9 protein-coding genes and 1 pseudogene are annotated in these 15832 nt (G+C 54.7%); all 10 read left to right on the top strand.

The annotated features are described in order from the left end of the window. Window positions 1-91 precede the first annotated feature (91 nt). The 10 genes and pseudogenes from shc (KR51_RS07350) (at window position 92) to KR51_RS07305 (ending at window position 15556) form a co-directional block, all read left to right on the top strand. Window positions 92-2020: a squalene--hopene cyclase gene (shc, locus tag KR51_RS07350; RefSeq protein WP_022606371.1), complete on the top strand. Its 1929-nt coding sequence runs from the start codon at window positions 92-94 to the stop codon at window positions 2018-2020. A gap of 244 nt (window positions 2021-2264) precedes the next feature. After that, window positions 2265-4065: pseudogene (gene shc / locus KR51_RS18680) on the top strand (squalene--hopene cyclase). 410 nt (window positions 4066-4475) lie between these two features. After that, window positions 4476-5243, top strand: a complete 768-nt coding sequence (locus KR51_RS07340; protein ID WP_022606368.1) for a squalene/phytoene synthase family protein — start codon at window positions 4476-4478, stop codon at window positions 5241-5243. 762 nt (window positions 5244-6005) lie between these two features. Continuing rightward, a complete protein-coding gene (gene shc, locus KR51_RS07335) occupies window positions 6006-7934 on the top strand; it encodes a squalene--hopene cyclase (protein WP_022606366.1) in 1929 nt (642 codons plus the stop codon). A 114-nt stretch (window positions 7935-8048) separates the two neighbouring features. Next, complete coding sequence (locus tag KR51_RS07330; protein WP_022606364.1) at window positions 8049-8867, top strand: squalene/phytoene synthase family protein; 819 nt, start codon at window positions 8049-8051, stop codon at window positions 8865-8867. Window positions 8868-9623: 756 nt separating this feature from the next. Then, the gene (locus KR51_RS07325) at window positions 9624-10445 is read left to right on the top strand and encodes a class I SAM-dependent methyltransferase (RefSeq protein ID WP_198016717.1); all 822 of its coding nucleotides are present in this window, start codon (window positions 9624-9626) and stop codon (window positions 10443-10445) included. 760 nt (window positions 10446-11205) lie between these two features. Continuing rightward, a complete protein-coding gene (gene deoC / locus KR51_RS07320; protein WP_022606362.1) occupies window positions 11206-11925 on the top strand; it encodes a deoxyribose-phosphate aldolase in 720 nt (239 codons plus the stop codon). Window positions 11926-12027: 102 nt separating this feature from the next. Continuing rightward, window positions 12028-12936, top strand: coding sequence for a DNA repair protein RecO (gene recO, locus KR51_RS19395; RefSeq protein WP_022606360.1), 909 nt, complete (start codon window positions 12028-12030; stop codon window positions 12934-12936). Continuing rightward, window positions 12933-14327 carry an MFS transporter gene (locus tag KR51_RS07310; protein WP_022606359.1) on the top strand — a complete coding sequence of 465 codons (1395 nt, stop codon included), beginning with the start codon at window positions 12933-12935 and terminating at the stop codon, window positions 14325-14327. Before recO ends, KR51_RS07310 begins: the two co-directional genes overlap by 4 nt. Window positions 14328-14416: 89 nt before the next feature. Next, window positions 14417-15556: a glycosyltransferase family 4 protein gene (locus KR51_RS07305; protein ID WP_022606357.1), complete on the top strand. Its 1140-nt coding sequence runs from the start codon at window positions 14417-14419 to the stop codon at window positions 15554-15556. Window positions 15557-15832: the final 276 nt, after the last annotated feature.

Raw genomic sequence — 15832 nt, 5'->3', positions numbered from 1 at the left:
CTATTGCCATTCCTGTCCACTAGAGAGCAGAATACAGTATCTGCCCAACCAGGCAGGTAGATGTCAACTATCCAATCGCCCGCGATCGCGAATGCAACTTCATTCTGAGGTTGGGCTCGACCGGCTCGACCGTGCCGTGGCTGCAAGTCAACGTTATTTACTCTCCCACCAATATCCTGAAGGTTATTGGTGGGCAGAACTCGAATCTAATGTCACGATTACCGTCGAAGTGCTCCTCTTGCACAAAATTTGGGGAACCGATACGGTAAGGCCCCTGCATAAAATTGAAGCTTATCTGCGCCAGCAACAACGCGAAAGTGGCGGTTGGGAATTGTTTTATGGCGACGGCGGCAGTCTTAGCACCAGTGTTGAAGCCTATTTGGGTTTGCGCTTGCTCGGGGTTCCTGCTGGCGATCCGGCACTTGTCAAAGCCCGTACGTTTATTCTGGAACGCGGCGGCATCAGTAAAACTCGGATCTTTACGAAGTTCCACTTGGCGCTTGTCGGCTGCTACAACTGGCGGGGATTGCCATCGATTCCACCGTGGATCGTGTTCTGCAACCCGCCCTTTCCCTTTTCGATTTACGAAATGTCTAGCTGGGCGCGTGGCAGCACGGTTCCCTTGGCAATCGTATTCGACAAAAAACCTGTTTATCCGGTTGAACCGTCTGTCAAACTCGACGAACTCTTCGCCGAAGGTAGTGCAAACGTCCGGTACGAATTGCCGCGCAACAATGACTGGAGCGATGCCTTCGTTTGGCTCGACAATGCCTTTAAGCTCGCAGAAGACTGGAACCTCGTGCCGTTGCGCCAAGAAGGACTCAAAGCCGCCGAGCGCTGGGTAATAGAGCGCCAAGAAGTCACTGGCGACTGGGGCGGAATCATTCCTGCGATGCTCAACTCAATGCTGGCCCTGCGATCGCTCGACTACTCGGTTGACGATCCGATTGTCGTTCGCGGTTTTCAGGCGATCGATAATTTCGTGTTGGAAGACGACGAAGTGTATCGCGTGCAACCCTGCATCTCCCCCGTGTGGGATACGGCTTGGGTGGTGCGTGCGTTAGTCGATTCGGGCATGGCATCAGACGCGCCCGAACTTGTGGCTGCCGGTCGTTGGTTGCTGGAGCGGCAAATTCTCGATTACGGCGACTGGAGGGTTAAAAACCCCCAGGGGGAACCCGGCGGGTGGGCATTCGAGTTTGACAACCGGTTTTACCCCGATGTAGACGATACGGCGGTGGTCGTGATGGCGCTGGAGCAGTTACGCCTGCCCGAGGAAGCTCTCAAACGCCAAGCGATCGTGCGAGCCACGCAATGGGTTGCAACCATGCAGTGTCGGGCAGGCGGCTGGGCAGCATTCGACATCGACAACGACAGCGATTGGCTTAACCTTTTGCCCTACTCCGACCTTAAAGCCACGATCGATCCCAACACTGCCGACGTGACGGCACGCGTGCTGGAGATGATCGGCTACCTCGATCCCCAACAACCGGGGATCGCCCGCGAGCGCTGCGATCGTGCCCTCGACTATTTGCTAGACGAGCAAGAACCTGAGGGCTGCTGGTTCGGGCGCTGGGGCGTCAACTACATCTACGGCACCAGCGGCGCGCTCTCGGCCCTGGCGCTGGTGGCTCCCCAGCATGCCCGCGATGCCATCGAGCGAGGAGCAGCTTGGCTACTCGGCGTCCAGAACCCCGATGGCGGTTGGGGCGAAACCTGCCGCAGTTACGAGGATCCGACGCTCAAAGGTAAGGGAGTCAGCACGGCCTCGCAGACGGCGTGGGCGCTCATCGGGCTACTGGCAGCGGGAGACGCCACGGGTAGCTACGCGCAACAGTTTATTGTGCGAGGCGTCGAGTATCTGATAGGCTCACAACTGGAGAACGGACGCTGGGAAGAGGCGGAGTTTACCGGTACGGGTTTCCCAGAGCACTTCTTTTTGCGCTACCACTACTACTACCAGTATTTTCCCTTGATTGCCCTCGGGCGCACCCGGCAGATTTTTGCCGGGCGGACATAAATGCAGCTAAGTAATCGCTAAGACGGAATCTCAGCTTATAATTTTTTAATAAGTGGGGCACGTCGAGACTTGTTGAGAACATAGATCTAATTTCAAGCACCCTAGATCGTTGGAATATTAATTTAGGTTGTGGCACTAAAATCTATATACCTATGCCCTATCTGTTATCGCGATCGCATTTTCTCTCTGAGGATAGCTTATACAACTTCACTCTAAGGTTTAGCTCGACCGACTCGACCGTGCTGTGGATGCCAGTCAAGGTTATTTACTGTCCCAGCAAAATCACGAAGGTTATTGGTGCGCAGAACTAGAATCTAACGTCACGAATACAGTCGAAATGCTCCTCTTGCACAAAATTTGGGGGGCCGACTCAGTATTGCCATTGCATAAAATTGAATCCTATTTGCGCCAGCAACAAAGTGAAAATGGCGGTTGGAGATTGTTTTATGGCGGCGGCGGCGATCTTAGCACCAGTGTTGAAGCCTATTTGGGTTTGCTCTTGCTTGGGGTTCATGCTGGCGATCCGGCACTTGTCAAAGCCCGAACATTTATTCTGGAACGCGGCGGTATCAGCAAAACCCGGATCTTTACGAAGCTTCACTTGGCACTTGTGGTCTGCTACAAATGGCGGGGATTGCCATCGATCCCACCTTGGATCGTGTTCTGCAAACCACCTTTCCCTGTTTCGATTTACGCAATGTCCAGCTGGGCACGACTCGGCACCGTCCCCTTGATATCGTATTCGACAAAAAACCTGTTTATCCCGTTGAACCAGCTGTCAAACTCGACGAAATATTCGCCGAAGGAATTGCGAAAGTACGTTACGAATTGCCGCGCAACAATGACTGGACTGATGCATTCGTTTGGCTTGACGACGCTTTCAAGTTCGCAGAGGACTGGGACCTCGTGCCGTTGCGCGAAGAGGGGCTTAAAGCCGCCGAGCGGTGGCTAATCGAGCGCCAAGAAGCCACCGTTGACTGGGGTGGATTCTTTGCTTCGATGCTCAACTCAATACTGGCCCTGCGATCGCCTGACTACGCGGTTGACGACCCGATTGTAGATCGCGGTTTTAAAGCGTTGGACTACTTCGTGCTACAAGATGACAAAGTATATCGAATGCAAGCTAGCATCTCCCCCGTTTTGGATACGGCTTGGGTGGTGCGTGCGCTGGTCGATTCGGGTATTAAACCGGACGTAGCCGAGCTAGTGACTGCTGGTCGTTGGTTGCTGGATCGGCAAAGTCTCGATTACGGCGACTGGAGTTTTAAAAACCCCCAGGGAAAACCCGGTGGGTGGGCCTTCGAGCTGGACAACCGTTTTACCCCGATGTAGACGATACGGCTGTGGTCGTAATGGCACTAGAGCAGCTACGCATGCTCGAGGAAGCTTTTAAACACCAAGCGATCGTGCGAGCAACGCAATGGATTGTAACCATGCAGTGTAGGGCGGGCGGCTGGGCGGCAGATGACGTCGACAACGACAGCGATTGGCTCAACTTCTTGCCCTACTCCGACCTTAAATCCTCGATCGATCCCAACACCGTCTATGTGACAGCACACGTGCTGGAGATGGTTGGTCACCAAGATCCCCAACAACCCGCGATCGGCCGCAAACGCTGCGATCGCGCCATCGACTATCTGCTCGAAGAGCAAGAACCTGAAGGATGCTGGTTCGGACTTTGGGGTGTCAACTACATATACGGCACCAGCGGCGCGCTCTCGGCGCTGGTACTGATAGCTCCCCACCGAGTACGCGACGCGATCCAGCGAGGCTCGACCTGGCTAGTCGGCATACAGAACACCGATGGCGGTTGGGGCGAAACCTGCCGCAGTTATGAGGATCAGGCGCTCAAAGGCAAGGGAGTCAGTACGGCCTCACAGACGGCGTGGGCGCTCACCGGGCTAATGGCAGCGAGAGATGTCACGGATGAATACACGCATGAGTCTCTGGCACGCGGGGTCGATTATCTCTTAGGCTCGCAACTGGAGAACGGTTGCTGGGAAGAGTCGGAGTTTACAGGTACGGGTTTCACAAAGCATATGTAGGGCTTGCTGAAAAAGTCCACAAAGTGAATTTAGGGGACAGAGAGCTCATGAAATCAGGCTTTCGCCATCTAGCCCCAGATTTTCGCCCCTAGATCTCGGCTCAAGTGCAAGGGTTTTGAGGCTCTAGCAACCATAACCTTGCACTTCTCTGACGCAGAAAACGCTGGAACCTTCTCGCTAAAACAATTCCAGCCTTTTTCAGCAAGCCCTATGTACATCCGCTACCATAACTACTGTCAGTATTTCCCGCTCGCTGCACTTGGACGCTACAAACACATATTTGCCGGAAGCTAAAAATTTCCGCTCTAAGGCTAGATTGCGCACAGTAGTCATCTAAATGCGTGGCTTGAGTACGTATCAGACAATCGTGTGTTGATGAATAGTTAAACCGTCTGAGGAAACACTGTAGTATGGCTTTACTGCAAAATGCGATGGATGCGTTGAAAACGACCAGCAGCACTTTTCTGAGTCCAATTAGGGGATTGCCACCGCGTCTGAAAGAGGCTGTAACCTCTGCCTATTTATGCATGCGAGCGATCGATGAAATTGAAGATCACCCCGATCTCGACAATGCACTCAAGTCAAAGTTGTTGCGTTCGCTGAGTCTCACCCTTCAGTCGGCGAACCCGACTACTACTGTTGATGATTTCACTATTGAGCTGGAACCGATCAGCGATCGCTTGGAGTCAGTAACGATGCACCTCGGCGAATGGGCGCTGCTGGCCCCGGTTGAGATCGCTCCGAGGGTGTGGGATGCGACAGCAGCTATGGCCGACCGTATGGCCCACTGGGCGGAATGTAATTGGAAGATGCGATCGAAAGCCGACTTGGATTGTTACACCTTCAGCGTTGCCGGTGCGGTAGGCTTGCTGCTCTCGGATTTGTGGGGATGGTATGATAAAACCCAAACCGATCGCACCTACGCGATCGGCTTCGGGCGTGGGTTGCAGGCGGTCAACATTCTGCGCAGTCGCAGCGAAGACCTCGCTCGCGGCGTGGATTTTCTGCCTAATGGGTGGAGCATAACGGACTTACACAAGTACGCAAGCAATAATCTGTCGCTGGCAGATGCGTACTGTTCTTCGCTGCCTCCAGGTCCAGCATTGAATTTCTGTAGGATTCCGCTGAAGCTGGCATACGGGGCACTACGTAGTAGTACTTGCATGATACCAAGATGACTGACCCAGTCCAGCGCTTGTGGTTGGCGATTGCGTTAGCCACTCTGTGACTCGTCAGTGTAGGGTCTAAGAAAACGCGCCGCTATCAGCAAGTCCAAAATATTTTTCAAGATGGGTGGGACGCAGCCAATTCAGGGCATGGCTTGGCGGCAATTTTAGTCAACATGATTGCTCATGATATATAGCACTTGCACCTCGGTTACTCATGACAACTTTTGTATTAACCCGTCTCCTCTATCTCATTGTCTGCCTTAATAACGATGTTAATAAACCAAGAGCACTTGGTCTTAAGAATGCTCGAGGTAGCATATAACAAGTCTGCCCATGCTGCGGTTCTACACACCATCCGAAATGGTTCCATCACTAGATGCACGCAAAAGCATCTTCCTCAAGGGCACCTCGATTAATTCGCCCAAGACCGAAGGTGGGCACGGCAGCACGGGCATTTCAGCCGCAGATACGCCATAATCCGGCAATTTTTCGAGGTGCCTTAGCATTATTACTGCAAGTTTTTCCCCAAGTCGTTCTCTGACGCTACTGTCAAATCTTTGCTGGGCTAATATTAGTGCCGCTAGGGCAAACGCATAGCTTGGGAATCGCTGCTCAATTATCGCAATATGTGGGGCTTGATTTAGACACGTTGAGACCAGAGCGCTAGGTTTTAAGTATCCAGATCGCTGAAACTCTAACTTTGGTCGTGACAAAGAAATCTGTATACGTTTGCCCGCGATCGCTAGTTCAACTTCACCCTGAGGATAGCGAATGCAACTTCACTCTGAGGTTTGGCTCGGCCGGCTCGAAGAGGCCGTGGCTGCCAGTCAACGTTATTTACTTTCCCAGCAATATCCTGAAGGTTATTGGTGGGCAGAGCTCGAAGCTAATGTCACGGTTACAGTTGAAGTGCTTCTCTTGCACAAAATTTGGAGGACCGATAGATTAAGGCCGCTGCATAAAATTGAAACCTATCTGCGCCAGCAACAATGCGAAAGTGGCGGTTGGGAAGTGTTTTATGGCGATGGCGGCGATCTTAGTACCAGTGTTGAAGCCTACTTGGGTTTGCGCTTGCTCGGGGTTCCTGCTGGCGATCCGGCACTTGTCAAAGCCCGTACGTTTATTTTGGAACGCGGCGGCATCAGTAAAACTCGAATCTTTACGAAGTTTCAGTTAGCCCTTGTCGACTGCTACAACTGGCGCGGGTTACCGTCGATTCCACCGTGGATCGTGTTCTGCCACCCACCCTTTCCCTTTTCGATTTACGAAATGTCTAGCTGGGCGCGTTGCAGCACGGTTCCCTTGGCAATCGTATTCGACAAAAAACCTGTTTATCCGGTTGAACCGTCTGTCAAACTCGACGAACTCTTTGCCGAAGGTAGTGCCAACGTCCGGTACGAATTGCCGCGCAACAATGACTGGAGCGATGCCTTCGTTTGGCTCGACGATGCTTTTAAGTTCGCAGAGGACTGGAACCTCGTGCCGTTGCGCGAGGAGGGACTCAAAGCCGCTGAGCGCTGGATAGTAGAGCGCCAAGAAGCCACTGGCGACTGGGGCGGAATCATCCCTGCGATGGTCAACTCAATGCTGGCCCTGCGATCGCTCGACTATGCGGTTGACGATCCGATTGTCGATCGCGGTTTTCAAGCGATCGACAACTTCGTGTTGGAAGACGACGAAGTGTATCGCGTGCAATCCTGCGTCTCCCCCGTGTGGGATACGGCTTGGGTGGTGCGTGCTTTAGTCGATTCGGGCATGGCACCAGACGCGCCCGAAGTTGTGGCTGCCGGTCGTTGGCTGCTGGAGCGGCAAATTCTCGATTACGGCGACTGGAGGGTTAAAAACCCCCAGGGGGAACCCGGCGGGTGGGCATTCGTGTTCGTCAACAGGTATTACCCCGATATAGACGATACGGCTGTGGTCGTGATAGCGCTGGAGCAGTTATGCCTGCCCGAGGAAGCTCTCAAACGCCAAGCGATCGCGCGAGCAACGCAATGGATTGCAACAATGCAGTGTCGGGCAGGCGGCTGGGCTGCATACGACGTCGACAACGACAGCGATTGGCTCAACCTCTTGCCCTACTCCGACCTTAAAGCCACGATCGATCCCAATACTGCCGACGTGACGGCACGCGTGCTGGAGATGGTCGGCTACCTCGATCCCCAACAACCGGGGATCGCCCGCGAGCGCTGCGATCGTGCGCTCGACTATTTGCTAGACGAGCAAGAATCCGAGGGCTGCTGGTTCGGACGCTGGGGCGTCAACTACATCTACGGCACCAGCGGCGCGCTCTCGGCCCTGGCGTTGGTGGCTCCCCAGCGCGCCCGCAATGCCATCGAGCGAGGAGCAGCTTGGCTAGTCGGCGTCCAGAACCCCGATGGCGGTTGGGGCGAAACCTGCCGCAGTTACGAGGATCCGACGCTCAAAGGTAAGGGAGTCAGCACGGCCTCGCAGACGGCATGGGCGCTCATCGGGCTACTGGCAGCGGGAGACGCCACGGGTAGCTACGCGCAACAGTTTCTGGCACGCGGCGTCGAGTATCTTTTAGGCACACAGCTGGAGAACGGACGCTGGGAAGAGGCGGAGTTTACCGGTACGGGTTTCCCGGGTCACTTCTATATTCGCTACCACTACTACTACCAGTATTTCCCACTGGTTGCACTCGGACGCTACCGGCAGTTCCTTGCCGAGCGGACATGAGTACCGCGCTCCGGCTAGCTTGCTCGCAGCATACGTGTTACTGTGCTGGCTGGATCGGATGCAGATTAGTGGGTATCGTTAATTAGCTAAATCGTGTGAGGAGTCCTACTAACAATGAGTTTGCTTCGCAATGCGATAGATATGTTGCAGGCGACTAGCCGCACGTTTCTCATTCCAATTAGCGGATTGCCGCCGCGTCTTAAAGAGGCTGTAACTTCTGCCTATCTGTGCATGCGAGCGATCGACGAAATTGAAGATCACCCCCATCTCGATAATGTACTTAAGGCAAAGTTGTTGCGTTCTCTAAGCCTGAACTTGCAGTCCGCAAATGCGAGTACGGCTATCGATGACTTCACGATCGGGCTAGAATCGTTCCGCGATCGCCTGGATTCGGTAACGATGCGCGTCGGCGAATGGGCGTTATTGGCTCCAGATGAGATCGCACCGCGGGTCTGGGATGCGTCAGCAGCGATGGCCGATCGTATGGCCTACTGGGCGGAATGCAATTGGTTGGTGCGATCGCAAGCCGATTTGGATTGTTACACCTTTAGTGTTGCCGGTGCGGTGGGTTTGCTGCTCTCGGATTTGTGGGGATGGTACGACAACACTCAGACCGATCGCATGCATGCGATCGGTTTCGGGCGAGGGTTGCAGGCGGTCAACATTCTGCGCAATCGCAGCGAAGACCTCGGCCGGGGTGCGGACTTTCTCCCCGAGGGATGGAGCACAGCGGACTTACACGATTACGCGCGCTACAATCTTTCGCTGGCAGATCAGTACTGTGCGTCGCTACCTCACGGTCCAGCACTGAATTTCTGCCGGATTCCGCTGGCGCTGGCTTACGGGACGCTGGATGCACTGTCACAGGGCAAAGAGAAGCTCAGCCGCAGCGACGTGCTGGCACTGGTGGCAATGGCTACGAGTAGTAACTAGAAACGACCCGCTCACGCTCACTCTGCTTAAGCCAGAGACTCGGATGCTTCAGTGCCGATAAGGCGATAGCATCCTTATCGGCGTTGGTGTTTAGAAGCAATTGGCGTTCGATGCTCTATAAAGTCACATTTAGCTATTGACACTGCAGCGTTTGGGCTTGTTACTGGCGCTGGAAAAGCCCGCCGTTCCATTTAATCTCCGCCTAACTGCGTGGTGTTGAGCCAGCATGACCCTGTCTGATTTCTAGCTTTCCGTAGGCATTATCGCCTAATTCACAACTGGTCTTTCGCCGCCTGGATTCTCCCAGCGGGGTTAGACGGAAGCGGTTGGAAGTTGACTTGGGCGCGATCGCGACCAGCGAGTTCTTCCCAGTTTGTTTTCCTCGGGCCAAGCACGAAACAACTGATGGCAACGAGCACGGTTACCAGGGATCGCGTTGAGTGTAGATCGAGCGATGCTGGGCCGAGTTGATAGGTTCTCGAGAAAGTACCCTATCAAGAAAGCATTTTTTGATGGAGGCGATGCGCAGCAAGAACCCAATAGATTCTTCAGTGCTGTATGCTATTGCAGAAGACTAACGGACAGTATGAAGCCATACGTAAAATGTGAGGGTTTTCTCGTGCCGGCAATCGGTTGAGATAAGTAACACCCTGACTTGCGTCGCTGAGAACCGCATAACGTTTGCCGAGGTTTGCTCGATAGAAAACTCGCTCTATCGACGTTCGAGCTAGTAGGTAAGCTGAGGAGATAAGTTTGGTGTTAGTAGAAAAAGAAGATATTTTCCCTTTGCTACGCTGTCCCAGATCGGGTGTTTTCCTGAGGGCAATCGACAGAAAGCTGATTGCGGAACTCGATACGCAATGTATTGAATATAAAATAATCGATGGCTATCCGGTTTTGATCGACTTTGACAAAAGCGTTCTCACTGAGGACGGCGTCAAAACCCTTTCATCTGCTGTCGAGCGACGTTCTTATGGCAAGGTTTCGGGAGCGATCAGGCGCTTGATATCCCCGCCCCTGGAAACCACTACTGAAAACGTGAAGCATTTATTAGCGCTGTTATTTGCATCGCGCGATCGCGCAAGCATTTTAGTGATTGGCGGCGGGACTGTCGGCCAGGGTATGGAATCGCTCTACAACGACCCTCATATTGCACTGGTGTCTTTCGACATTTACTCTTCACCAAGCGTTCAGTTTATAGCTGATGCCCATAGTATTCCACTACAAGACAGTAGCTTCGATGCAGTCATCATTCAGGCAGTGCTAGAGCACGTTCTAGACCCAGGCAGAGTGGTTTCAGAAATTCACCGAGTTTTAAAGCTCGATGGAATTGTGTATGCCGAGACTCCTTTTCTCCAACACGTTCATGAAGGTGCCTACGATTTCACCCGATTCACTGAAAGCGGGCACCGCTATTTATTCAAGCAGTTTGAGGCGATTTCGTCAGGCGCTTCAGCCGGCGCCGGAACTCAGCTGCTGTGGTCGCTCGAACACTTCTTTCGCGGACTATTTAGATCCAGAAAGGCTGGCAAAGTCGTCAAGCTTTGTTTTTTTGGTTGCAATACTGCGATCGATTAATACCCAATGCCTACAATGTTGATGCTGCGAGTGGAGTGTTTTTCCTAGGAAGAAAGCAGGAAACGCCAGTTATTTCTACAGAAATTATTGCCCATTATAAAGGAGCTCAGAGATAAAAGAGCCCAAGGGTGAGAACTTGATGAAGCACTGTATACCTGTTTAACTGACTAAACACGGGTCTAAAATCTCCAGAGAAATCTCAGAAGTTCTCTCCAGATCGGTTTGTCCCACGACTACGATGTCCTAGAGCACCGCGATCGCAAGGGCCAACACTGGAAGGCTCGCATGCTTCAGCGAGAGCAGTTCCAGGAGTGCTGGACTCCTAGAACTCAAGCTCTTCTGACATCGGAAAGGTGCGACCATCCATAAGTTTTGTCGGTCAATCAGGTGCAACCTTCTCAATGGACGTAGTGGTTAATAAGTAGGGGTGGAGGCTCAAGCCTGGCTAATTGACACATCTCCTGAACCTCCCGAAATTTCGCCACAAACTTGCAGGGCTTGAGGCACTTGTTTAGTTATTCAGTCCCTCGCCCGATCGCGCAACGAAAGGCAACGAGAAGATGCCACAGGGAGAGCGTCCGGACCGCGATCGCCCGTAACCGGGGTCCCCTTTGTTCAACTGCAATGCGCCAGCGAGCAATGCAAGGTGGCGCGGATCGCTCGAGTAACAGAGGTGCTAGGCCTGATGCGTCCCATTAGATGCAAAATTTAGGAAAGCTCGAATAAGCATCTCAAATCAGCTCGCTGGCAGAACGTACCTGTGGAACTCGCTCTCGATTTCGATTTGGCCGGATACATCGACCACGCGCTCCTGGACCCCAGCGCTACGCCCAAACGCGTCGAGCAATGCTGTATCGAAGCCGAGCGTTATAACTTCCCTGCCGTTTGCGTATACCCATCTGCCGTTCGCCAAGCCGCTGACTTTCTCTATGGCAAGCGCATTGCCGTATGCACGGTCATCGGATTTCCGAGTGGAGCTACTACACCCGCCACTAAGCTCTTCGAAGCCCAAGAAGCTGCCGAAAATGGCGCTACCGAACTCGACGTGGTCATTAACGTCGGTTTACTCAAAGCCGGAATGAGCGACGAGGTCTACCGCGAAATTGCCGAAATCTGCGAGGAAACCGGCTTGCTGGTGAAGGCAATCTTGGAAATGGGCTTGCTCGACGACGAACAAATTCGTCTAGCCGCCGAAGTTTGCCTCGACGCCGGAGCTGCGTTCTTGAAAACCCATACTGGCTGGTTTGGCGGTGCTACCATCGCCGATGTTCGCATTTTGCGAGCGATCGCGGGCGGTCAAGTGGGTATCAAAGCCTCGGGCGGCATCCGCACCTACGAACAGGCCAGCGCTCTCGTCCGTGCGGGCGCGTCGCGCCTGGGAACCTCGCGCGGACCGTTCCTCCTGCGGCAGCGCGATACGCTGGAAGAAGCCGACCTACTCACCGGGCTCGACCGCGATCCTCGTGACGTCGGTATCTAAGGCATTTAAGACTTTGGTCTGTAAACTGCCTTTATTCAGGAGCACCTGCTCGCGGGTTGCTCTTGCCGCTCCTGCCCTACCCAGACTGCCGACCGAGATTGAATGAGCCGTACCTATCGAGCTACCGGCATCACTCTGAGGAGTACGTCCTACGGGGAAGCCGATCGCCTGCTAACTGTCCTCACGCCCGAATTTGGACTGGTTCGTGCCGTCGCTAATGGAGCGCGCAAGCCAACATCCTCATTGCGCGGGCGTTGCGAACCGCTTGCAGTCAACCACTGGCTGTTCGTACGTGGGCGATCGCTCGATAAAGTGTCCCAAGTCGAACGCATTCGTTCGTTCACCGGCGTTGGTTGCGACCTCGGTAAGCTTGCGGCTTATCAGTATTTGACCGAAATCGCCCTCTACGTCAGCGCGAGCGATCGCTCCCAAGCTGACTTGTATTCCCTATTGCTCGAACATCTGCACCGTCTCGAACGGGTGTCCGAGCGCGACCCGCAACACCTGCAACCGTATCTGGCGCAGGGGACTTTCCACCTTCTCGCGGTGGCTGGTATCGCGCCCCAGGTGCGCATGTGCTGCCGGACCCAGGAGCCGATCGCGATCGACACCTGCGATCCGGGCTGGCGCGTCGGGTTCAGCCCCGAACTTGGCGGGACCGTTGCGCGCGCGGACGATCGCTTAGCCAGGCAACCAGCCGGCGGCACGGCGGCACCCTCCGCGGAGGCTCCACGCGCGCGCAGCAATACACGCTTGCGCGCGTGCGAGCTGATGCTGCTGCAAGCCCTGGCTAGTCCGACACTCCCTGAAGTGATAACTTCAAGTACTGAGAGCGGATGCGAGGTCGACCGAGCTGCTTGGTCCCGCGTGGAGCGCGTCCTGCGGAACTACGCCCAATATCACTGCGGGCGTCCCATTCGCTCCGCTGCTTTGCTCGACGAGATCGCCGCCGGTGCCGAGCCGCCATCTACCGTTCGCCCGTCGCCCGCAGATCCAGCATCGACCCGATGAAAACACGACCGAACCTCACCGATCGGGCTATCAACTCGGAAACCGAATCCGTTGCTCCGATGGACTCCAACTCCTGCCACGAGGACACCGCCCCGAAAGGCTTCCTGCCCGTTTTGCAAAACGGACACTTTTTGATTCTATGGCTGGGACAGATTTTTTCACAGCTAGCCGATAAAATTTACCTCGTGCTCGTCGTCGCGACCATAGCCACCCATTTTCAGGGGCCCGATCGCGAGATCGGGGCTTGGGTCTCAGCAGTGATGGTGGCGTTTACGATTCCTGCTGTGCTGTTCGGCTCGCTGGCCGGTGCGTATGTCGATCGCTGGTCGAAGAAAGCCGTGCTCGTGGGCACCAATTTGATGCGCGGGTTGTTGGTGTGGTCGGTACCGTTGCTGCTGTATGTCTCGACAGATCGAGCGCCGTGGCTCGGGCTGCCAGTCGGCTTCTGGATGCTGTTGGCGATTACGTTTCTGGTTTCGACGCTGACGCAGTTCTTTGCACCGGCCGAACAAACAACCATCCCGCTGATTGTCCGCAAGCGCGACCTCCTGCCGGCCAACTCCCTCTATACCACGACCATGATGGCCGCGCTGATCCTCGGTTTCGCGATCGGAGAGCCGTTACTGGAATTGACCGACATTCTTGCCGATGGGCTGGGATTGACCTGGAGCTTCAGCCGCGAGTTAGTCGTTGGCGGTAGTTATGTCCTGGCCGGTCTCGTGCTGCTGCCGCTGCAAACCTACGAACGCGAACGCCGCCAAAATGACGATTCCCCTCACGTTTTACAAGATATTTGGGACGGCATTTGCTACCTGCGCACCCACCACCGCGTCCGCAACGCCATGGTGCAACTGATACTTTTGTTCTGTATTTTTGCCGCTTTGGCCGTGCTGGCCGTAAGCCTTGCCGATCGCATTCCCAGTTTGAAAGCCTCGCAATTTGGCTTCCTGTTGGCAGCCGGAGGTGTTGGCATGGCCGTCGGAGCGGGATTTTTAGGAACTTGGGGCGATCGCTTCAGTACCGCACGCCTCGGTATCATCGGCTCTGCAGGCGTTGCCGCATCCCTCGCTGGCTTGGCACTGGCGACCGACCGACTTTGGTTGGCGATCGCCCTGACGACGGCCTTAGGAGCCTTCGCTGCGTTGGTCGGCGTACCCATGCAGACCACGATTCAAGCTGAAACGCCTGAAGCTATGCGCGGCAAGGTTTTCGGGCTGCAAAACAATGCTGTCAATATCGCTCTGAGCTTGCCGCTGGCACTGGCTGGCGCGGCCGAAGCCGTCTTCGGACTGCGCGCCGTATTCTTCGGATTAGCTGCCCTTGCCATCGCGGGCGGGCTCTTAACCTGGTATATTTCCCGTACGGGAGTCGCAATCTCGGCGCGGACATGACGCGGCGAACAGTTAGGCTGCCACTCGGTCGGGGCGGCGAGATCGCCGTGCTGTTATTACCTCTTTAACTTTGTCGCGCTCGCAATTGCATGCATGTTGCCTGGTTGGGAAAGAAGTCGCCGTTTTGCGGCAATGTAACCTACAGTCGACAAACGACGCATGCATTGCTCGAACGAAACTATCAAGTTAGCTTTTTGCATTTTGCTCGCACAGCTGCGTACGGCGAAAGCTGGCCGCATTGCCATGAAGTGGCGCTGCCCTTTTGGCACAAGTCGCAGATCTATACGATTCCTGCCCCGAGGTCGAGTCAATTCCTGGCGAGAGCACTTGCTAAGCTCAAACCCGATGTGGTGCATGCGTCGCTAACACTGTCGCCGCTGGACTTTCGCTTGCCGGACATTTGCCAGGAACTTGGCATTCCGCTCATCGCAACCTTTCATCCCCCCTTCGATAGCAAGCTACGCAACTTTAAGGCCAGCACCCTGCAGCTTTCTTATCGCCTGTACGCCCCATTCCTCGCCCGCTACGATCGCGCAATCGTGTTTTCGCGCGTCCAACGGGACTTGCTCGAACGTTTGGGTGTTCCAGCGGGACGACTGGCAGTCATTCCGAACGGCGTAGACGCCCAGCAATATTCGCCCGGGCCGTCAAATTTCAAACAGCGAGTTGGAGCCGAGCGCCTCTTCGTTTATCAAGGGCGCATCTCGGCCGAGAAGAACCTGGAAGCACTGCTACAGGCGTGGCAGCAATGTCGGCTCGGCGATCGCTGCAAACTCGTTATTGTTGGCGATGGACCGCTATTGCCGTTGTTGAAACCGCTATACGGCAAAGCCAGCGGGATTATCTGGCTTGGGTTCGTTGCCGACGAACAGCAGCGGATCGATATTTTGCGCGCGGCAGACGTCTTCGTCTTGCCGTCTTTTGTAGAAGGACTTTCCCTATCGCTATTAGAAGCCATGTCCTGCGGTGTGGCGTGCCTGGCAACCGATGCCGGAGCCGATGGCGAAGTGCTGGCATCCGGAGCGGGAGTCATCCTCAGCACGCAAGATACAGTTGCCCAGCTGCGGACGCTTCTGCCGTTGTGCCGAGATCGCCACGAAGTTACAGATCTACTGGGGCAACGCGCGCGCCAGCGGGTCCTCGAACGCTACACCCTCAATGGCAGCATTGCCTTACTGGAATCACTTTATGCCGAGGTCCGGCAGCCCCAATCGCTCGGTGTCAGTTAGCGTCGTTTGTGCGGCAAGTAAAGGAAAAGGAGAGGAATAAAAGGTGCAATCGGGCCGGCAGTTTGAGCCAAGCTGGCTCTGTCCGACCAATAAATCTTCGGTGTCGTTAGGCTATCGCCTATTTATATAAATTTGCAGAATGCCTACGACAGATGGTGCAAGCGAGCCCCGGGAGTAAAAGTTCCCGAGCTGCCATTTGTCGCGGCACTTCCTAGAGTTGGTATTACCCTAGCCGGGCTGTCAGCATGCCGCGCGCCCCGAGCGGTTGAGAACACC

Origin of the sequence: Rubidibacter lacunae KORDI 51-2, from assembly GCF_000473895.1 — a bacterium.
Taxonomy (GTDB): Bacteria; Cyanobacteriota; Cyanobacteriia; order Cyanobacteriales; family Rubidibacteraceae; genus Rubidibacter; species Rubidibacter lacunae.
This window is presented reverse-complemented; position numbering and strand designations above follow the sequence as displayed.